General features: G+C 69.8%; 26 protein-coding genes and 2 pseudogenes. 5 read left to right on the top strand and 23 right to left on the bottom strand.

The features are described from left to right. Window positions 1–294 (bottom strand): hypothetical protein, encoded by a 294-nt coding sequence (locus tag ACWGH0_RS19700; protein ID WP_453405526.1) that lies wholly within the window; start codon window positions 292–294, stop codon window positions 1–3. 366 nt (window positions 295–660) lie between these two features. Next, window positions 661–732: pseudogene (locus ACWGH0_RS19695) on the bottom strand (ArsR family transcriptional regulator); the annotation flags it as partial. 337 nt (window positions 733–1,069) lie between these two features. Here ACWGH0_RS19695 and ACWGH0_RS19690 point away from each other — a divergent pair. Then, the gene (locus ACWGH0_RS19690) at window positions 1,070–1,282 is read left to right on the top strand and encodes a hypothetical protein (protein ID WP_453405443.1); all 213 of its coding nucleotides are present in this window, start codon (window positions 1,070–1,072) and stop codon (window positions 1,280–1,282) included. Between the two features lie 218 nt (window positions 1,283–1,500). On the opposite strand, the gene ACWGH0_RS19685 is transcribed toward ACWGH0_RS19690, so the two are convergent. The 18 genes from ACWGH0_RS19685 to ACWGH0_RS19600 form a co-directional block, all read right to left on the bottom strand. Further along, window positions 1,501–2,394, bottom strand: coding sequence for a hypothetical protein (locus tag ACWGH0_RS19685; protein WP_453405442.1), 894 nt, complete (start codon window positions 2,392–2,394; stop codon window positions 1,501–1,503). Next, window positions 2,391–2,645 carry a hypothetical protein gene (locus ACWGH0_RS19680; protein ID WP_453405441.1) on the bottom strand — a complete coding sequence of 85 codons (255 nt, stop codon included), beginning with the start codon at window positions 2,643–2,645 and terminating at the stop codon, window positions 2,391–2,393. Before ACWGH0_RS19680 ends, ACWGH0_RS19685 begins: the two co-directional genes overlap by 4 nt. Beyond that, window positions 2,642–3,007, bottom strand: a complete 366-nt coding sequence (locus ACWGH0_RS19675; protein ID WP_453405440.1) for a hypothetical protein — start codon at window positions 3,005–3,007, stop codon at window positions 2,642–2,644. Before ACWGH0_RS19675 ends, ACWGH0_RS19680 begins: the two co-directional genes overlap by 4 nt. Before the next feature lie 68 nt (window positions 3,008–3,075). Continuing rightward, the gene (locus ACWGH0_RS19670; RefSeq protein WP_453405439.1) at window positions 3,076–3,546 is read right to left on the bottom strand and encodes an endonuclease domain-containing protein; all 471 of its coding nucleotides are present in this window, start codon (window positions 3,544–3,546) and stop codon (window positions 3,076–3,078) included. Beyond that, on the bottom strand, window positions 3,543–4,436 hold the full coding sequence (locus tag ACWGH0_RS19665) for a hypothetical protein (RefSeq protein WP_453405438.1): 894 nt from the start codon (window positions 4,434–4,436) through the stop codon (window positions 3,543–3,545). Before ACWGH0_RS19665 ends, ACWGH0_RS19670 begins: the two co-directional genes overlap by 4 nt. After that, window positions 4,433–5,296 carry a PD-(D/E)XK nuclease-like domain-containing protein gene (locus tag ACWGH0_RS19660; protein WP_453405437.1) on the bottom strand — a complete coding sequence of 288 codons (864 nt, stop codon included), beginning with the start codon at window positions 5,294–5,296 and terminating at the stop codon, window positions 4,433–4,435. The genes ACWGH0_RS19665 and ACWGH0_RS19660 overlap by 4 nt, the downstream gene beginning before the upstream one ends. Next, complete coding sequence (locus ACWGH0_RS19655) at window positions 5,293–5,628, bottom strand: hypothetical protein (RefSeq protein WP_453405436.1); 336 nt, start codon at window positions 5,626–5,628, stop codon at window positions 5,293–5,295. Before ACWGH0_RS19655 ends, ACWGH0_RS19660 begins: the two co-directional genes overlap by 4 nt. Before the next feature lie 158 nt (window positions 5,629–5,786). Beyond that, window positions 5,787–6,218 carry a hypothetical protein gene (locus ACWGH0_RS19650; RefSeq protein ID WP_453405435.1) on the bottom strand — a complete coding sequence of 144 codons (432 nt, stop codon included), beginning with the start codon at window positions 6,216–6,218 and terminating at the stop codon, window positions 5,787–5,789. Continuing rightward, a complete protein-coding gene (locus tag ACWGH0_RS19645; RefSeq protein WP_453405434.1) occupies window positions 6,215–6,481 on the bottom strand; it encodes a hypothetical protein in 267 nt (88 codons plus the stop codon). Before ACWGH0_RS19645 ends, ACWGH0_RS19650 begins: the two co-directional genes overlap by 4 nt. 103 nt (window positions 6,482–6,584) lie before the next feature. After that, the gene (locus ACWGH0_RS19640) at window positions 6,585–6,779 is read right to left on the bottom strand and encodes a hypothetical protein (protein WP_453405433.1); all 195 of its coding nucleotides are present in this window, start codon (window positions 6,777–6,779) and stop codon (window positions 6,585–6,587) included. Further along, entirely contained in the window at window positions 6,776–7,090 is a 315-nt protein-coding gene (locus ACWGH0_RS19635; RefSeq protein WP_453405432.1) for a hypothetical protein, read from the bottom strand. Before ACWGH0_RS19635 ends, ACWGH0_RS19640 begins: the two co-directional genes overlap by 4 nt. Further along, on the bottom strand, window positions 7,087–7,821 hold the full coding sequence (locus ACWGH0_RS19630) for a hypothetical protein (protein ID WP_453405431.1): 735 nt from the start codon (window positions 7,819–7,821) through the stop codon (window positions 7,087–7,089). The genes ACWGH0_RS19635 and ACWGH0_RS19630 overlap by 4 nt, the downstream gene beginning before the upstream one ends. Continuing rightward, window positions 7,818–8,156: a hypothetical protein gene (locus ACWGH0_RS19625; protein ID WP_453405430.1), complete on the bottom strand. Its 339-nt coding sequence runs from the start codon at window positions 8,154–8,156 to the stop codon at window positions 7,818–7,820. Before ACWGH0_RS19625 ends, ACWGH0_RS19630 begins: the two co-directional genes overlap by 4 nt. Beyond that, on the bottom strand, window positions 8,153–8,410 hold the full coding sequence (locus ACWGH0_RS19620) for a hypothetical protein (protein WP_453405429.1): 258 nt from the start codon (window positions 8,408–8,410) through the stop codon (window positions 8,153–8,155). The genes ACWGH0_RS19625 and ACWGH0_RS19620 overlap by 4 nt, the downstream gene beginning before the upstream one ends. After that, on the bottom strand, window positions 8,407–9,003 hold the full coding sequence (locus tag ACWGH0_RS19615; RefSeq protein WP_453405428.1) for a hypothetical protein: 597 nt from the start codon (window positions 9,001–9,003) through the stop codon (window positions 8,407–8,409). Before ACWGH0_RS19615 ends, ACWGH0_RS19620 begins: the two co-directional genes overlap by 4 nt. Next, window positions 9,000–9,242, bottom strand: coding sequence for a hypothetical protein (locus ACWGH0_RS19610; protein ID WP_453405427.1), 243 nt, complete (start codon window positions 9,240–9,242; stop codon window positions 9,000–9,002). The genes ACWGH0_RS19615 and ACWGH0_RS19610 overlap by 4 nt, the downstream gene beginning before the upstream one ends. An 88-nt stretch (window positions 9,243–9,330) precedes the next feature. Further along, window positions 9,331–9,639, bottom strand: a complete 309-nt coding sequence (locus ACWGH0_RS19605; RefSeq protein ID WP_453405426.1) for a helix-turn-helix domain-containing protein — start codon at window positions 9,637–9,639, stop codon at window positions 9,331–9,333. A 1-nt stretch (window position 9,640) separates the two neighbouring features. After that, window positions 9,641–9,886, bottom strand: a complete 246-nt coding sequence (locus ACWGH0_RS19600) for a helix-turn-helix domain-containing protein (protein ID WP_453405425.1) — start codon at window positions 9,884–9,886, stop codon at window positions 9,641–9,643. A gap of 176 nt (window positions 9,887–10,062) precedes the next feature. On the opposite strand from ACWGH0_RS19600, the gene ACWGH0_RS19595 reads away from it, so the two are divergent. The 3 genes from ACWGH0_RS19595 to ACWGH0_RS19585 all read left to right on the top strand — a co-directional run bounded on the left by ACWGH0_RS19595 (window position 10,063) and on the right by ACWGH0_RS19585 (window position 12,214). After that, entirely contained in the window at window positions 10,063–10,482 is a 420-nt protein-coding gene (locus ACWGH0_RS19595; protein ID WP_453405424.1) for a hypothetical protein, read from the top strand. A gap of 164 nt (window positions 10,483–10,646) precedes the next feature. After that, window positions 10,647–10,850: a hypothetical protein gene (locus ACWGH0_RS19590; protein ID WP_453405423.1), complete on the top strand. Its 204-nt coding sequence runs from the start codon at window positions 10,647–10,649 to the stop codon at window positions 10,848–10,850. Between the two features lie 77 nt (window positions 10,851–10,927). After that, a complete protein-coding gene (locus tag ACWGH0_RS19585; RefSeq protein WP_453405422.1) occupies window positions 10,928–12,214 on the top strand; it encodes a site-specific integrase in 1,287 nt (428 codons plus the stop codon). An 86-nt stretch (window positions 12,215–12,300) separates the two neighbouring features. Here ACWGH0_RS19585 and ACWGH0_RS19580 read toward each other — a convergent pair. Next, window positions 12,301–13,008, bottom strand: a pseudogene (locus ACWGH0_RS19580) (carbohydrate ABC transporter permease); the annotation flags it as partial. A 123-nt stretch (window positions 13,009–13,131) separates the two neighbouring features. Here ACWGH0_RS19580 and ACWGH0_RS19575 point away from each other — a divergent pair. Further along, window positions 13,132–13,995, top strand: coding sequence for a phosphotransferase enzyme family protein (locus ACWGH0_RS19575; protein WP_453405421.1), 864 nt, complete (start codon window positions 13,132–13,134; stop codon window positions 13,993–13,995). A gap of 66 nt (window positions 13,996–14,061) precedes the next feature. On the opposite strand, the gene ACWGH0_RS19570 is transcribed toward ACWGH0_RS19575, so the two are convergent. Continuing rightward, window positions 14,062–14,784 carry an exonuclease domain-containing protein gene (locus ACWGH0_RS19570; RefSeq protein ID WP_453405420.1) on the bottom strand — a complete coding sequence of 241 codons (723 nt, stop codon included), beginning with the start codon at window positions 14,782–14,784 and terminating at the stop codon, window positions 14,062–14,064. A gap of 146 nt (window positions 14,785–14,930) precedes the next feature. Then, window positions 14,931–16,175, bottom strand: coding sequence for an SAV2148 family HEPN domain-containing protein (locus ACWGH0_RS19565; RefSeq protein WP_453405419.1), 1,245 nt, complete (start codon window positions 16,173–16,175; stop codon window positions 14,931–14,933). Window positions 16,176–16,209 lie beyond the last annotated feature (34 nt).

Below are 16,209 nucleotides of genomic sequence, written 5' to 3'. Positions count from 1 at the left end.
TCAGAATCCCTTCGAGTAGTCGACGTTCTTGGCGAGTTGGAAGGGCCGGTAGCCGTCGCCGGACACGGCGCGCAGCGGAGGAGCGGCGTTGGCGGACGACTCGGGAAGCCCGCGCCAGCCATCGAGGAAGTACCGGGCCGAGTAGGGCGTGGACTTCGCGGCCTTCCACACGCGCTCGGCGTGGTCGACGAGGACCGGGACGCTGCGGGTGCGGACGAGGTCGGCGAGTTCCTTCCAGTCGCCTGCCGGCATTTGCCAGCTGATGCGCATGCCGCGCTGGGTCATCTCGTCCATGAGGGGCTGGACGGTGCGAAGTGCATCCGCATCTCCGGCGCCGCGGCTCACGACGGCGGGTCCCTGATGTAGTTGGTCGTTTGTGGACCGTTCAGGACCGTAGGAACTACTGAGGGGCACTGTGCCCCTAGCCATGGGGTTCTCTGCCCCTAGCTCTAGGGGCTGTGTGCCCCTAGGCATGGGGCGCTGTGCCCCTAGCCCCGTGTCGGCTAGGGGCTGTGTGCCCCCAGTCACGGGGCTCTCTGCCTCTAGTTCATTTCCGTCCGATTCGGGCACCGCAGCGCCCTTGGGGATGGTGATGCTGTAGATGGTCCGCGCCTTCTTCGACCGGGCGTCGGCGACCGCAGGGCGGTTGCGGCCGACCCATCCGTCCTTCTCCAGCGCGTTCAGGTGCCGGCGAACGGTGGACCGGTCCAGGCCGGTCGAGGACTCCAGCATCGACAGAGAGGGAGAGAGGCGGTCGGGGATGATCCCGGTCTTCACGTCTGCCCATGTCGCGAGCGTGAGCGTGAGCAGCCGTGACGGCGGAGGCAGCTCGCTGTTACGGATCGCCCGCTCGTACTCGAACCGACTCGGCATCGATGATCTTCTTTCAGGCGGTGTGGGTGGGATCAAGGCGCGTGGAACCAGGCCGTTACGGCGGCCATTTGGTGCGCATTACCGATCCCTCGGCACGCTTCGACTCTACCCCAGGGTGACCGGTCACCAGTAGGTCAATGGACAGTCGATGTGGGGCAGGGTGCCCATCCCCTGCACGGTCAGATACGCTGTCGACATGACGACGAAGGGAACCCCCGGCCGCGTGGTCCGGATCGACGACGAGACCTGGGCCGCATACGGGGAGCTGTGCAAGGAGGAAGGGACGTCGAGGGCTGACGACCTCCGCCGCCACGCGCACTCCCGCGTCGCCAAGTGGCGCGCGAAGAAGTACGTCGCAGGCCTCAAGGCTGCGCACGAGGCCCAGCAGGCGGAGAACTCCGACTCCTGACACGTCCCCTCCCTTCCTGCCCCGCCAGTTGGCGGGGCTTTGTCGTGCGTGGATCGTGGTGCGTTTCGATGGGCCCTGTCACAGGACCGATCACCGGCGCACGCCTCTGACGTGCACAAACCCGGTGTCTCGTCGCGCCGGTCAGGAGCCCCGAGCAGCCGGCCGGTTGACAACCCGGCGCCGCCGCGGTTCACCCGATTGGGTTAGGGGATGGGGCCTCACGCCGCGGCCTGCTGACCGGTGCGCTGCCTGGCCGCAAGCCGTTCCTGCTCGGCCCTGGCCTGGCGTTCGCGGATGATGTCGTCGACCCGGTCGGCGATGTACCGCTCGTTGCCGCCGAGCTGCTTGGCGATCGAGGGCACGGACTCGCCGAGCAGGTAGAGGTGCTCGATCTCCCCGCGGCGCAGCGGGTCACGGCGGTACTTGGCGGCCGGGATGTACGCCTCCCCCGCTTCCGGAGTGGTGGCCGGATCGTCGATGTCGCCGTCCCAGGCCAGGGGCCCGTGCCAGCCCCGGGAGGCAGCAAGGTTGCGGGTGCGGGAGGTGAACTTGTCGCGTGCCGGCGGACGGAACGCGAGGCGTTCGTAGGTGGCCGCGATCCGCTCGGCCACGTCGTACCGCACGGTGGGCTGCAGCCCCATGGCGATGTCGTGGACCCGGTCCTTGGCGACTGATGCGGCCGTGGAGAGGGTGCGCAACGAGTGGCCGATCGCCATGAGGGCCTGAAGTCGGCGTCGGGTCCCCAGGGCGTCGATCTGCATGTGGGTGAAGGGCTGCGACAGGGGCTGGACGGCGAGGATGCGTGCGTGCGTCCTGCGGTGGATGCTGGTTCGGCTGCCGTTGGCGATGTAGAGCAGGCCGCTTTGGGTGACTTGGGTGGCCTCGCTGATGGACGCCCAGGTCCGTGTGGCTCGAAGCAGCTCGATGTGCTGGCGGGCTTCGGTGGCGTCGACCTCTGCGCGCCGGCCGAGCTGCCGGTTGACCTTCCCGCGCTTGTCGTTGCGGCGGCGCGTGATGAGGCAGGGCTCGCACTTGCAGGGCGGCCGGTAGCCGGGGCTGCCGTTGGCGCGGGCGTAGGTGCCGTGCGGCGGGATGGGGCGGGCGGTGGTCACGTCTGCTCCTTCCGGGTGGGCTGGCCCCACAGGAGTTCGCACTGGTCGTGGAGGTCGAGGTTGAGTCCGGCCGTGTTGTCGTCCGCGGCGGGCACGTTCTCCGGCCGGCGGTTCTGGATGTCGGCGATGCGGGCTGCGCGCAGCTGGGCGACGCGGTGTTCGCGGCGGGCTTGGCAGAGGGCCGACCAGTGGCCGAGGGCGAGGCCGATGCCGAGGGCGATGAGCACGGCGGCGATCGTGACGGCGCTCATGCGGCCTTCTCCGTCCGTGCGCGGCGCCGCTCGGCGATGGCGTGGCCCTTGGCGGTCAACTGCCAGACGCTGAGGCGGTGGCCGTGGGTGGGGCCGGAGGTGGAGGGGACCATGCGGCCGGTGTGCTCGATGACTCCGCCGGCGCGGAGGGATCCGATGGCGGCGCCGAGGTATCCGTGGCCCATCTCGGGGAGCACGTCGCGGAGGTCGTTGGCGCTGAACTCGGCGTTGGCCAGGCCGTAGGCGTAGACGGCCTGCTCGACGAGGAACCGGTCCCAGCTGGAGGTCTTGGCTATGTCGGCGAGCAGCATGTCCTTCTCGGCGGACGCGAGACGCTCAGCGACGGAGAGGTGGCGGGTCATGGGCGGTGTCCCTTCAGGCTGGTGTACTGGAGTGGGCCGCCCCCGATTCCCGCGGGGGCGGCCGGCCTTCATGGCTTCAGCAGCGGGTTGCCAGCGGCGTAGGTGGAGAGGTACGCGGCTGCCGTCTGGCGGTGGTTCTCGTAGATCCCGACGATCACGTTGCAGCGGGTACAGAGCAGCGCTCGCACGACTCCCGTGCTGTGGCAGTGGTCGACGGCGAGGCTCTTGCCTGCTTGCGGCACTCTCTTGCAGATGGCGCACGTGCCGGCCTGTGCGTCGAGCAGGGCGATGTACTGATCGCGGGTGATCCCGTATCGCTCGCTGATGGCTCGCCAGCGTGCCTCCCCGGGCGCCTCAGCTGCGCGCCTCCGCGCGCTATCACCCCTACTGCGGCGCTTCTCGTTGTGGCACGTCGTGCAGATCGACCTACGGCGCTGCCCATTTAGCTTCGGGAAGGCGATTTCGGGCTTGGGCGTCCCGCACTTCCCGCAGGTCTTGCCCGCCACATCCGGCGCCGCGGTCTCGTTGTGCTCGCTCATGTGGCACCGCCCTTGCTGCCGGGCTGCGCGACGTCCTGGCCAGCCCACGGGTCGTCTTCCTGCGGCGGCGTGGCCGGCGCCTTCCTGCCGGTCCCCTTGCTCTTGATCTCGCTGGCTGTGATGCGGGCCTGCGGGAACTCGTCCTCGACGGCGATCTCGCGGCGCTGGATCGACTTGTGCGTGATGAGCAGCTGGGCGATGTCGGGCCCGGTCCACTGGTCTCGCTTGCGGCCGAGCTTCTGCTCCAGCCGTTCGGCACTGACGCCGAGGCCGGCGAAGACCTGGACGGCACCTTCGATTCGCTCGGGAAGGGGCTTACCGTCGCCCTTGTTGAGGGTCTGGCGGCACAGGTCTTCGGCTTCCTCGATGAACCAGTCCGGGATGGTCGCGAAGATCGCCTCACGCAGTCGGCGGGCGCCGTTGTTCGCGTTGTTCTCGTAGATGTCCCGCAGGTCGATCAGTGCGCTGACCTTGCCCCCGGCGAACTTGGCGTGGGGCACGATGAAAGTGAGGACGTGTCGGGTGTTGGCCTCGACGTCCCAGGCCCACGCCTGCATCTCCGACTGGCGGTACTCGTCGTCGCGGCGGAGCTCGGTGACGCCGTACTGGATGTTGCCCCAGGACTGGGCGAGGGTCTTGGCGAGGTGGATGGTGGACCCTTCGACGGCGCCGCCGGCCCGCGGGAACCGGTAGAACGCCTTGCTGGCCAGGGCCATGGATCCGCACGCGGACTGCATGGTGTTGCGGGCCCGGCCGATCTCTCGGGGGAACTGGCGGGCCACATAGATCGCGGCCTGGACTTCGGCGACGGCGCGGGACTGCTCGACTGCAGTGCCCTGGCCGATGCGGTCGGCTCCGGGAGCGGCGGGCATCTGGTCCGGGAAGTTCACAGGTAGATCTCCTTGTCGCGGTTCTCGGCCCATCCGGGGAGGGCGAGGTAGTTGGGTTCGTCGCCGTAGCCGTGCCAGACGCCAGTCGCCGAGGCGTCGGCCCAGATCTCGATGGCGCGCCGGTTCTTGGCCCGGCCGATGACGCGGGAGCCGAACTCGATGCCGACGACGTTGATCAGGTACGGCGGCTTCTTCTCTTGCGCGATGAGGAGGAGTTCGGCGTCTTCTCCGCCGAGGCCGAAGGCCCGGGCCGCGTCCTCGTACCAGTCGGCCTGCTGGTTGTAGCCGTACTTAGCGATGGCCTTCTGCATGGCGTCGTTGCTGGCGTCGTCCGCCGTTTTGTAGTCGGGGATGATGAGGCGGCCGGACTGGACGGATGGCAGCCAGTCGAAGCGGACGCGGCGCCGGATCCCGGTAGGCCCGTCGATCCAGAACCCGGACTGCTCGGGGGCTCCGTAGGCAGGGTCGAGGAGGGCCGCGGCGAGCGGATGGCGACGGATGGCCTCGGCCATCTCGTTGACCATGTCCATCTCGTGCTGCTTGAGGGGGATGCCGCCCCGGGCTCGGACCTCGGCGACTTCGGTCTTGGCTTCCTTCGTCGTCCAGGCCGGGTGGTCTATGACGACCAGCTCAGGGCCGTTGCCGAGGACGGTCTTGTGGGCGGCGTTGCCGTAGTCGAACGTCTTGGTGTGGGGCTGCGGGTGGTCTTGCTCGTACCGGAATTTGGCTGGGCAGCTGGGCGGGAGGAGCTTGCGGGCGCCGGACGAGGAGAGTGACGTCTTGTCGGCGTGGTACGCCTCGTTCGGCAGGTCCGCGTGCAGCCCCAGGGCCGGGGCGGTCTCCTCGACGGCGGCGCTCACATGACACCGCCGAGCGGCACGGGCCGGTCGCACGGCTCGCAGTAGCCGGCCGGGGTGAACGGGCCGTCCTTGTCGCCGCAGCGGGTGCACCGCGGGGCGACCATCTCCTTCAGCTGCTGGATGCCGTCCTCCGCGTGCTTGGCGAGGAGGATCGCGCCGGCCAGGTCGGGGAACGCCTCGGCGAGGATCGCGGCGTGCTTGCGGTCGGCGCATTCGATGGCCGCGGCGAGGTGCTGGGTGAACCGGCCGGGCTGCTGGCCGCCGGGGTGGCCGAACATCCACAGGACGTGGCGGGCGGTTTCCTGGGTGATGGTGAGTGGAGTGGTGCTCATGTGCTTCTCCTTGTGACGTCGTTGAGGGGGCCCGCCGCCGCGACGGGGGGAGGTGGGCGGCGGGCCCTGCGACCGGAGCTGCCTGGGGGTGGCGCTCACGGCCGGTTGGTCGCCGGGGCGGAAGGCGGGGACACCTCCGGCCCGGCGCGCTGGTGGGGTCAGTCGCTCCGCTCGCGGCGGGCGCCCCAGGTGGTCTGGCCGGGGTCTACGACGGGCCCGAGCGCTTCGCGGAGCGTCGTGACGTTGATCCCGGCGGGGTGGGTGGGCTGGTCGTCGGGGTCAATGTCCCGGTGACCGGTGGGCGAGTCGACGGCGGTGACGTTGGCCTTGAACGCCCGCAGCTCGGTCAGCTCACGGTGGGCGGCGGCGAGGTCTTCGCGGGCCCCGGACAGTTCGATGCCGGCGGTGTCGAGCTGGGCTTCGAGTTGGTTGCGTTCGGCTTGGAATTCGCCGATGGCCGTGGTGAGTGCGACGAGTTGGCAGGTCCGGTCGTCGGCTTCGCGTTCCAGGCGGCCGATCTTCTGGACGAGCTGCCACGGGGTGAAGCCGCGGTGCTTGGCGCGGGTGCGGAGATCCTGGGCGACGCTCATGCCGTTGTCTCCCATTCGGTGCGCTGGAGGAGCCGTGCCGCGGCCTGCTTGACCGGGTCGGCGAAGGTGTTCTCGGCGAGCTGACCGAACGGCTTGGCCTTGTCGAAGCTGGGTCCGCCGGTGAGGTTGTAGGACGCCTGGTACGCCGCCTCGTTGGCAGCCTGGAGGTCGAGGCACCGCTCGTTGAGGGCGGCGAGCTGTTCCCTGGCCTCGCGGAGTTCGGCGCGGAGGTGGGCCTCCAGCGGGCTGGGTGCGGTCGTCATCGGGTCCCCCCGTGGTTGATCCGGCGCCCTGCTGCGATGAGGGCGATTCCGGTGGCGGTGAGTGCGGCCATGAGGGCGGCGCACTTGGCGAGGAAGCGGTGCATCAGGCACCCCCGTCGGGGATGTCCATGAGGGCGGCGACGATGCCGGCCCTCAGCTCCGGGTCGGTGATCCACGCCGGGACGGTGGTGCGCGGGACCAGATCCATGCCCGCCAGCAGCAGAGCGGCAGCCGGGCCTGAGACGACGGGAAGAGAGAGGACCGGGGATATCACCGTCTCGACCGTCGGGGCGGTCATGACGCCGCCTCCGGGATGACATCCACGTGGGTGAGGCTGATCCCGCCGGGGTAGCCCTCGACGCTCACGACGGGCTTGCCGTGGCCGAGCGTCCAAGCGGGGGTGCGGGTGACCGTCTCCAGTCGCTTGCAGTCCCACCCGGCGAACCGGCCCTCGGGGCGAATACCGGGGTACGCGACGACGGGTGTGCCGATCGGGTGCAGCCGGTTCCACTCGTCGGCCTGCCGCTGGCCTTCCTCCTGGTCGGCCTTCAGCTTGGCCTCGTACTTGGCGGCGGCCTTGATCTCCGCCCGCTCTTCGTTGGTGATCATGCGGCCACCGCCTTACGGGCCGGGTCCCAGGTGCAGCTCTCCGTGCCCTTCTGCTTGGCGTCGCGGCAGATCCCCGGCTGGTGGCCGGGCGAGCGGCGGCAGTACTGCTCGGGGTGCTCGGGGCAGCGACTGCCGCAGATCGTCGAGTCGTACATGTGGATGCCGCGCACGATCGCGTGGCACTGCCACAGGTACTGCCAGTCGAACTCCTCGAACGACAGGTCCCACTCGTCGGGGAACCGAAGCGTCACGTCGCCGTGACGGAACTGGGCGCAGGCCCAGCGGGCGGTCTCCTCGTACTCCGTGTTGTGCTCGTCCGAGTTGAGGATCTGCTTGCCGACCGCCTCCACGGTGCCCGGGTAGCGGGCCTCCAGCGCGGCAGCCTCCTCAACCAGGAAGGCGCGGAACTTGGGCTCGGACCAGCCCTTCGCCTTGCCGGCGCGGAGCTTCTCCTCCCAGTACTGCGGGTTGATGTAGCGTCCGGCGCGACTGTCGCGGAACAGGACGAGCATGTCCTGGGTGTCCGGGCCGAATCGGCAGAAGTGGAACGAGCCGTGCGAACCGTTGACGATCAAGTTGTACGGCCAGGTGATCAGGTCCCACCAGCAGAGGGAACTGTCCTTCGGGGCGAACCGCAGGTGCCGGTACAGGCCGTCGTCGTGCAGGACGGTCATCTCGTGGCCGGCCGTCTCGCGCTTGAAGCGTGCGGCGATCTCGGGGTACTCGCTCATGCCGTCACCGCCTTGCTGTCGGCGGGGACGAATGCCAGACCGTTCGTCTCAGCCCACTTGCGGGCCCGCTTCGCGTCCAGGTCGGCGCAGTGCTGCTTGAAGTCGGCGTAGCCGTAGGCGTAGTACTGGATCAGACCGAACTGGAGACTGCAGAAGGCGTTGCCCTCGCCGTCGAACGTGACGGTCAGGCCGTGCTCGGCGGCGAACGCCTCGACCGCCGGGTTGGTCTGCAGCGCCAACAGCAGGCGCTGGCGGCTGACGGGAATCTCTGGGTTCTGCTCCAGCCAGTCAGCGAACTGCCGCAGGCCAGCGATGTACTCGGTGCGGTCAGTCATCGGGTCCCTCCGGGGGTCCAGCCGGGATAGTCGGCTTCGGTGCTGCACTTCTCGGGGTGCTCGCAAGCGAGGCGGGCGAACGCGGTGTCGCACGGGTCGCCCTGGTGGCGCAGCTCGGCGGCCCGGCCAACAGCCAGACGCTGCGACCTGAGGCGGGCAACGAGGGCCTCGACCTGGGCGGCGACAACCTCCGCCGGCACATCCAGGTCGGCGATGTCGCGATGTCCGGCCGGGTTCGGGGTCGCAGTGGTCATGACGTGCCGCCCTTCGCGAGCTGGGCGTCGGCGATGCGGCTGTCGGAGTAGTGGTCGATGAGCAGCTCCGTCAGGGGGTTGCCCTCCGGCTGGGTGTCGGCGAGACGGCCGACAGCGCGCAGCAGGTCACGAAGGTGGGCGAGCTCGCCGGGGTACTCCTCCTGCGGGCTCGCAGTGAGAGCGGCTTCGGCCTTCTCGGCCCGGTCGCGCTGTTCGGCCGCGGCGATCTGGAACCGCTCGTCGTTCTCGGCCTTCGCTCGCCGGGTCGCAGCCAGCTCGGCGCGGAGGCGGTCCACCTCCGTGAGGAGAGCGGGTACGTCGCTGCGGGAGCGGGCAACGAAGGTGGCGTCGTGGTAGACCTGCACGGCGTCCTGCTCTGCCGTCCAGTCGCGGTGCGCCGGGTCGTTGTCGATGGGCTCGTCGTCCAGGCGAGCAATCGCCCGCCGGCACTGGAACCCGGTACTCGTCAGCTTGATCTGCGACGCCACGTCATAGACGACACCGTCGAAGTAGACGCCCCACGGGCCAGGGGTCGCCGATCCTTCGCGGTTACGGATCTCGGCCTCTTGCTCGGCGGTCAGGTGCTCGCTCATCGGGCACCTCCGGCGGTGACGATGAGGCCCGGGTTGTACGCGGCGAGGATCTTGTTCTGGCGGTGCACGTCGGAGATGGCGTGCTCGCGGGCCTCACGGGTCAGCGGGGAACGGCACCAGCTGAACGCCGTCGCGGCCTTCGCCGACTCACGGACCGCCACCTTGATGCGGGGCGGGAGCTGGGAGGCGATCAGGTCAGCGACCCGATCAGGTACAGGAGTGGTGGATGATGTAGGCACGGTCTGCCTCGTCTCTTCGGAGTGGTGAGAGGTGGATCGAGGCCCCTGCTGCCGGTCTAGCCACCGGCGGTCGGGGCCGTTTGCCGCTCTAGGCGGCTGCGGCGACCGGCTTGCGCGAGGTCGGCCGGCTGCGGCGGATGGGCGCCGGGGTGACGCGGTTGGCCTCGTAGTAGTAGGCGAGGTCCTCGCGGCTGATCCGGATCGGCCCGCCTTCCGAGAAGCGGCTGTGGGGGTAGCCGTCCACGTTGATCCGCCGGCGCACGGTCTTGACGCTGCACTTGAGCAGGTAGGCCGCCTCGCGGATGTTGAAGTACGGCGCGTTCGGGTCGTCCGGCTTCTTCGGCGCGTTCGGGTCGTCCCGCTTCTCAGGCAGGTTGGGGGACCTGGTGCTGGCCACTTCACTTCCTCTCTTTGTGTCCTCGTTGGGGGGCGAGGAGGTCTTCGTCGGTCGCCTTCAGAGCGGCTCGGAGGCGGACGTACTTGCCCGGTCTCATGCGGGTGCGGGTGCCGGTTTCGAGCTTTCGCAGGTAACTGGCGGTGCAGCCGATCTGGTCGGCGAGTTGTTGAGCCTCGAGCCCCGCTTGCATGCGCTTCGTGCGTATCGCCGCCCCGTCCACCTCGAAGGTGGTTGAGGTGTGGTGCATGCCTTGAAGTTAGCCCTAGTTGCCCACGCTGTCTACCCATACATGCCCACGGGTTGCCCACGCATGGACAAGCGTTGGCCATAGCTGCCCCTGACCTGGGGCGATGCAGGAACAACTTCAAGCCCATTCCGGGGCTAGTCCTGGTTGGTCCCGCCGAGTCCTGCCAAGATGGGGGCATGGCACCCAGTGACCTTGACCGCCTCGCCGGGGCCGCGCAGAAGCGCCGCCACGCCCTAGGCCTCGCACTCAACGACCGCAACGCCAAGGACGCCGGCACGTCCAAGGGCACGTGGCAGAGGGTCGAAAAGGGCATGCCGCTCCGGCCCACCAACTACGTCAAGATCGACGCTCTCCTGAAGTGGGCGCCCGGCAGCTGCCTGGCGGTCCTCGAAGGCGGCGAGCCGATCCCCATCGAAGAGGCCAAGTCGCGCCCGGACGTCAACATCTCGGTCATCCCTCCCGAGGTCCTTGACGAGGAGGCGCGGGACGTCGTACAGCTCGCCGCCATCGCCACCACCAAGGGGCTGACCTCCGACGAGATCCGCGCTCTCAGCGAGCGTGTGGTGGCAGATCTCCGGGGTCGCGGCCTGATCTGACCCAGAAACTCCGCCGATTGACGTACAACCTTTTGAGACTTTTCAGATACTGAGAAGATTCGTCTGATCACTTTGGGCTCAAGTGGTTCCAACTTCCACAACTCGTGGCACAGTCGGATCACGTCCTTGGAGGCTCCCGCAACCACCCGGACATAGGGGGAGCCATGCTGTATCGAGACGCGCTCATAGTCGACTACGGGCCCGGCTTCAACGGTCAGGCCACCAAGACCGACAAAGGGATCGTCTGTGTGGTTCCCGGCCAGCTGACCCCCGACAGTGCCGATGCCGGCCTGATGCGGGAGCTGGTCGAGAACCTTGGAGGGAACTGTGGAGAATGTCGCAACTGCCCGATGGGCAGCGGCGACTGACACCATGGACATGCGGAGTTCCGGCGGTAGGGGTACCTGCCGGTCCACCGCATCTCCCGGCTTGAAGGGGTAGCACGATGGCGCGCATCCACCAGCACGTACACCTCGAGTGGCGCGGCGGCACCTGTCGCGTGAAGTGGTGGAGCGGCGAGTACCTCGAGAACGGGCGTAAGCGGTACGAGTCCAAGGGTGGATTCACCGACGAGGAGAAGGCGTTCCAGCACGGCCTCGACAAGTTGTACGAGATCCGGCACGGCACGAACGTCAAGAACCGCGACGGCGCCACGCTGATGACCGACTGGCTCGACGACTGGCTCGAGGGCATGGACCACGGCCACCTGACGGAGCGCGGCTACCGGTCCTGCATCGAGAACCACATCCGTCCGTACTTCAAGAAGCGCCGCACCGCGGTCGCGGACGTCGACGTCCTTGCCTATCGGGCGTTCCGGAAGCACGTGAACAGCGTGCTCAAGCCCAGCAGTGCGAAGAACGTGCTGATGGTCCTGGGTATGGTCCTCGACGATGCGGTTCCCCGGCTCATCGTCTCGTCGCCCGTCGAGCGCAACCGGCGCCGCGGCAAGCACGAGAAGAAGGCCAAGGAGCGCAAGAAGGACATGCTCCCTGAAGTCGTCGAGCAACTGGCCCGCAACGCTGAGACGTACTTCGGCTTCGCGGGCTACGTGTTCATCTGGACCATGGCCTGCACTGGCATGCGACCGGCTGAGTTGTTCGGCCTGACGCGGGAGTACTGCTACCCGAACTGGCCCGCCTCCGATCCGCGCCCGGATCCGGATGAGGTTGAGCGGTACGACGAGGAGATGGAGCGGTACGGCAAGGGCGACGAGCTCATGCCGGCGATTCGTGTGGAGCGCCAAGTTCAGTACGCCGACAGCAAGCTCCAGTTCTTCCCGCCGAAGTACGGCAGCAGCCGCACGCTGGTCGTGCCGCCGTTCCTGGCGGAGGCGCTCGAGAAGCTCCTCGACTCACACAGCAGCGACTGGGTGTTCCCGGCAATTCAGGGCGGCAGCCTGGGCGCGGTGAACTTCGACTACAAGTACTGGCGGCCGATCGCGGACGGCATCAAGGAGCGCAAGGGCCCGAAGGTGCGCAAGCCGCGGCCCGCGATCCCGGCGGTGCCGTCGTTCAAGGGCCGGCGCCTGTACCTGATCCGGCACGGGGCGAAGGCGTGGCTGGACGAGGACGGGCACAGCAAGTTCGCGGTGGAGTCTCGGATGGGGCACGAGGTGCCAGGGGTCGAGGGCGTCTACAGCAGCGTGACGGTGCCGATGGAGCGTGCCATCATGAAGACGTTGCAGCAGCGTTGGGACCTGTTGCAGGAGGGGCCGAAGGCCCCGAAAAGCTAGATCATCTCCCACTTGTTTCCCACTCCCCCTATCGGGATCAAGGGAACCGCAGGTCAGGCCACTTTGGGGCCCCGATCACCCGACTTCCAGATGAAGTTGAGTGCGGTGATGGCGAGGGCGACCGGTTTGACGGCCGGCCAGGTGACGGTGCGGAAGCGGCGCCAGGCCCCGGCGCCGTCGAGGGCGGCGGCCTCGTGCAGCTCGTGCGGGGTGTTCTGGAGGCCCGCGAGCAGGGCGACCGTCGTCTGCGGCATGCCGGCCCAGACACCGACGATGATCACGGCGGGCAGCGCGGTGGCGAGGCCGGTCAGCCAGTCCCGTCCGTCGCCCAGCCCGAGGTCGCGGACGGCCTCGTTCAGGATGCCCGCGTCGGGGTGGTAGACCAGGCGCCACATGATGCCGACGACCACCTCCGGGATCGCCCAGGGGATGATCGCCAGGGCCCTCGCCAGCCAGCGGAAGCGGAGGTTCTGGTTGAGCAGCAGGGCGAGGCCGAGCGCCAGCAGGAACTGGGGCACGGTCACGCCGACCGCCCACAGCAGGCCGATCCGGAACGAGTCCCAGAACAACGTGTCGTGCAGCAGGTCCCGGAAGTTCAGCAGGCCGGTCCACTGGGTGGGGGTGGTGCGGCCCGACTGGGAGTCGGTGAAGGCGAGGGCGATGCCGTAGAGCAGCGGGCCCACGCTGAGCACGAGGATCGGGATGAGGGCGGGCAGCACCAGGAACCAGGCGCCGTACTCCCCGTGGCTGCCGGGACCTCTGCCGGACCGTGCCTTCGCGGTGGTGCCTGTCACGGATTCGACTCCTTCGGGCGGCTCGGCCGTTCGGGTCCCCGGCCGCCCCGGCGGCCCCCGTCATCGTGCTGACGGGTCATCGGTTCGTCAACCCCACCTGCGGGAATGCGAGAATCGGTGGTCATGGACGAGACACGAGCACGCGAGGTCCTGGCCACGGCCGGGCTCCCCGCCTCCCCCGGGGACGCACGACTGCTGGCGCTGGGCGAGAACGCGGTGTTCGCGGCCGGCTCCCTGGTCGTCAAGGTCGGCCGCCGCGACCCCGAGCTGGCGGCGCGGGCCACGCGGGAACTGGCTGTGGCGGCCTGGCTCGACTCCTCGGGCGTTCCCGCGGTACGGGCCGCCGAGCCGGAGCCCCGCGTGGTGGACGGCCACCCGGTGACGCTGTGGCACCGGCTGCCCGAGTCCGTGCGGCCGGCGGGCCCCCGGGACCTGGCGGAGCTGCTGCGGCTCGTCCACGCCCTGCCCGCGCCCTCCTTCCCCCTCCCCCGGCGGGAACTGCTCGGCGGCGTCGAACGGTGGCTGCGGCTCGCCGGGGACGCGATCGACCCGGCCGACGCGGCGTACCTGCGCGAGCGGCGGGACGGGTTCGCGGCGGCGTCGGCCGCGCTCACGCCGCACCTGCCGCCGGGGCCGGTCCACGGCGACGCGCTGCCCCGCAACGTCCATGTCGGTCCGCAAGGGCCGGTCCTGGTGGACCTGGAGACCTTCGCCGCCGATTTCCGCGAGCACGACCTGGTGGTCATGGCGCTGTCGCGCGACCGGTACGGCCTGGCGCCCGACGCGTACGACGCGTTCACCTCGGCGTACGGCTGGGACGTACGCGAATGGGCCGGCTGCGCCGTGCTGCGCGGCGCCCGCGAGACGGCCAGCTGCGCTTGGGTGGCCCAGCACGCCCCGTCCAGCCCGGCGGCGGCGGCCGAGTTCCGCAGGCGGGTGGCCTCCCTGCGCGACGGGGATCCCGAGGTCCGCTGGCATCCGTTCTAGCGGCGACGGGACTTCCCGCGCCGGGACTGCGGGATGCGGTGAGTGCGGGGTGTGGGGCCCTGGGCGTCAGAGCGCGACGGGGGCCGGTTCCCGCAGCGGCCACCGGGGGTCGATGACGGCGTCCGCGGTGCCCTTCTTGCGGAGGAACTCCTGGAAGCCGGCGGCCCAGTCGGCGTACCACTCGATCTGCCGGTCGTGCAGTTCCGCCGGGGTCAGCGCCGCGATGGAGGGGTGGCGCTCGGCTATCGCACGGGCCACCCCGACGGCCGCGAGGGCGTCGGCCGACGCCTCGTGGGCGCCGTCCAGGACCACGCCGTACTCCGCGCAGACCGCCTCCAGCGTCCGCTTGCCCCGCCGGTAGCGGTCGACGGCCCGGTCGATCGTGTACGGGTCGATGACCGGCCCGAGGCCCGCGCCCCCGCGCCGCTCACTCAGGGACGGCAGCCCGTACCGGCGCAGTTCGGCGGCGAGGAGCGTCAGGTCGAACGCGGCGTTGTAGGCGACGACGGGCACCCCCTGTGCCCAGTACCCCGTCAGGGTCTCCGCGATCTGGTCGGCCACCTCGCGGGCGGGCCTGCCCTCCGCACCGGCCCGCTCGCTGCTGATCCCGTGGATCGCCGACGCCTGCGCCGGGATGCGGATGCCCGGGTCGGCCAGCCAGTCGCGCCGCCCGGTCACCTCACCGCCCCGCACGCCGACGACCGCTGCCGTGACGATGCGGGCCTCCAGCGGCTCCGTGCCGGTCGTCTCCAGGTCGAACCCGACCAGCGGTTCCCCGTGCCATCCCATCGTGGGACCTCCTTCGTGATGCTCCCCCGGAAGCTCCCCGGTGGAGAACCACCCTCGCACGCACCACTGACAACGCCCCCGGAGCCCGGCCGCCAGGCGGTCCGCCCGGTACCGGACACGGGCCGGCTCCAGTGCACCGGCCGACGTCAGGACACGGGCCGGGAGTCCGCCCACACGGCTTCGAACTCCTCCCGGTACGTCTCGAAAAGCCCGTGTTCGGCATCCCGGCCGTCCTGCCCGTGCCGGACCACCCCGCGCCCGCCGCCGCGCAGCACCAGCACCGGCGCCTCCATCCCCCGCGCCTTGCGCAGGTACGTCTGGACGACGGCCAGTCCGTCCGAGCCGTCCCCGTCCACGAGGTACGCGGTGAAGCGCGGCGTCTCGTCGAAGACCTGGATCTGGAAGGCCCCCGGATCCCGGAGCTTCGAGCGCACCCGCCGCATGTGGAGGATGTTCATCTCCACCGACCGGCTCAGTTCGCCCTTCTTCAGACCCAGTTCCCGCTCGCGCCGCTTCACCGCGCTGCTCGCCGGGTTGAGGAAGAGCAGGCGTATGCGGCAGCCCGACTCGGCCAGCCGGACCAGGCGCCTGCCGGAGAAGTTCTGCACGAGGAGGTTGAGCCCTATGCCGATCGCGTCGAGCCGCCGCGCGCCGCCGAACAGGTCCTCGGCGGGCAGCTGGCGCTGAAGGCGCACCCGGTCCGGGTGGACGCTCACCACATCGGCGTACCGGTCCCCGACGAGCTCCTCGACGGCGTCCACCCGCAGGCGGCCGGAGGACTGCACGCCGGCGCCGCTGCCCAGGATCTCCAGGAGGCGCGCCGAGGCCCGTTCCGCCTGGGCGAGCACGGCCTCGGACAGCGCCCGGTTGCGCGAGACGACGTTACGGGTGACCTCCAGCTCGTCGAGGGCGAGTTCGACGTCCCGCCGGTCGTCGAAGTACGGCTCGAAGCACGGCCAGTGCTGGACCATGAGTTCGCGCAGCTGGGGCAGCGTGAGGAAGCTGATGACGTTGTCGTCGGCGGGGTCGAGGAGATAGCCCTTGCGGCGCGACACCTCCCGCACCGCGACCGCGCGCTGCACCCACTCCTGGCCCGCGGGCCCAGCGGCGGCGACCACCCACTCGTCCTCGCCGTGCACCGGCTCGTAGATGGGCCGGAGCACGGCGGACACGACGGCGCGCAGCCGCTGCTCCACGAGGTTCAGCCAGATGTAGGCGCGGCCGGCCCGTTGCGCACGTGTGCGCACCTCGCTCCAGGCGTCCGCGCCCCAGTCCAGTTCCGCCCCGATCTCCATCGGACGCGCGACCGACACCGCTCCGGGCGGGACGCCTGCGGAACCCCCCTCGTGACCCGCGTCACCGGGGGGCAGTTCCAGCCCTCCCGAGCTCACCCACGCACCGCCTTCAGCTCCTGGAAGCCCCGTC

This window comes from Streptomyces sp. NPDC054887 (genome assembly GCF_053610585.1).
Note: the sequence above shows the minus strand (reverse complement) of the source record. Positions and strands in the feature narration are given on the sequence as shown.

Bases quoted from the DNA above. Each gene is read 5' to 3' on its own strand.
- ACWGH0_RS19700 (WP_453405526.1), bottom strand. From the start codon at position 294: ATGGACGAGATGACCCAGCGCGGCATGCGCATCAGCTGGCAAATGCCG.
- ACWGH0_RS19690 (WP_453405443.1), top strand. From the start codon at position 1,070: ATGACGACGAAGGGAACCCCCGGCCGCGTGGTCCGGATCGACGACGAG.
- ACWGH0_RS19680 (WP_453405441.1), bottom strand. From the start codon at position 2,645: ATGAGCGCCGTCACGATCGCCGCCGTGCTCATCGCCCTCGGCATCGGC.
- ACWGH0_RS19675 (WP_453405440.1), bottom strand. From the start codon at position 3,007: ATGACCCGCCACCTCTCCGTCGCTGAGCGTCTCGCGTCCGCCGAGAAG.
- ACWGH0_RS19670 (WP_453405439.1), bottom strand. From the start codon at position 3,546: ATGAGCGAGCACAACGAGACCGCGGCGCCGGATGTGGCGGGCAAGACC.
- ACWGH0_RS19655 (WP_453405436.1), bottom strand. From the start codon at position 5,628: ATGAGCACCACTCCACTCACCATCACCCAGGAAACCGCCCGCCACGTC.
- ACWGH0_RS19650 (WP_453405435.1), bottom strand. From the start codon at position 6,218: ATGAGCGTCGCCCAGGATCTCCGCACCCGCGCCAAGCACCGCGGCTTC.
- ACWGH0_RS19645 (WP_453405434.1), bottom strand. From the start codon at position 6,481: ATGACGACCGCACCCAGCCCGCTGGAGGCCCACCTCCGCGCCGAACTC.
- ACWGH0_RS19640 (WP_453405433.1), bottom strand. From the start codon at position 6,779: ATGACCGCCCCGACGGTCGAGACGGTGATATCCCCGGTCCTCTCTCTT.
- ACWGH0_RS19635 (WP_453405432.1), bottom strand. From the start codon at position 7,090: ATGATCACCAACGAAGAGCGGGCGGAGATCAAGGCCGCCGCCAAGTAC.
- ACWGH0_RS19630 (WP_453405431.1), bottom strand. From the start codon at position 7,821: ATGAGCGAGTACCCCGAGATCGCCGCACGCTTCAAGCGCGAGACGGCC.
- ACWGH0_RS19625 (WP_453405430.1), bottom strand. From the start codon at position 8,156: ATGACTGACCGCACCGAGTACATCGCTGGCCTGCGGCAGTTCGCTGAC.
- ACWGH0_RS19620 (WP_453405429.1), bottom strand. From the start codon at position 8,410: ATGACCACTGCGACCCCGAACCCGGCCGGACATCGCGACATCGCCGAC.
- ACWGH0_RS19615 (WP_453405428.1), bottom strand. From the start codon at position 9,003: ATGAGCGAGCACCTGACCGCCGAGCAAGAGGCCGAGATCCGTAACCGC.
- ACWGH0_RS19600 (WP_453405425.1), bottom strand. From the start codon at position 9,886: ATGCACCACACCTCAACCACCTTCGAGGTGGACGGGGCGGCGATACGC.
- ACWGH0_RS19595 (WP_453405424.1), top strand. From the start codon at position 10,063: ATGGCACCCAGTGACCTTGACCGCCTCGCCGGGGCCGCGCAGAAGCGC.
- ACWGH0_RS19590 (WP_453405423.1), top strand. From the start codon at position 10,647: ATGCTGTATCGAGACGCGCTCATAGTCGACTACGGGCCCGGCTTCAAC.
- ACWGH0_RS19585 (WP_453405422.1), top strand. From the start codon at position 10,928: ATGGCGCGCATCCACCAGCACGTACACCTCGAGTGGCGCGGCGGCACC.
- ACWGH0_RS19575 (WP_453405421.1), top strand. From the start codon at position 13,132: ATGGACGAGACACGAGCACGCGAGGTCCTGGCCACGGCCGGGCTCCCC.
- ACWGH0_RS19570 (WP_453405420.1), bottom strand. From the start codon at position 14,784: ATGGGATGGCACGGGGAACCGCTGGTCGGGTTCGACCTGGAGACGACC.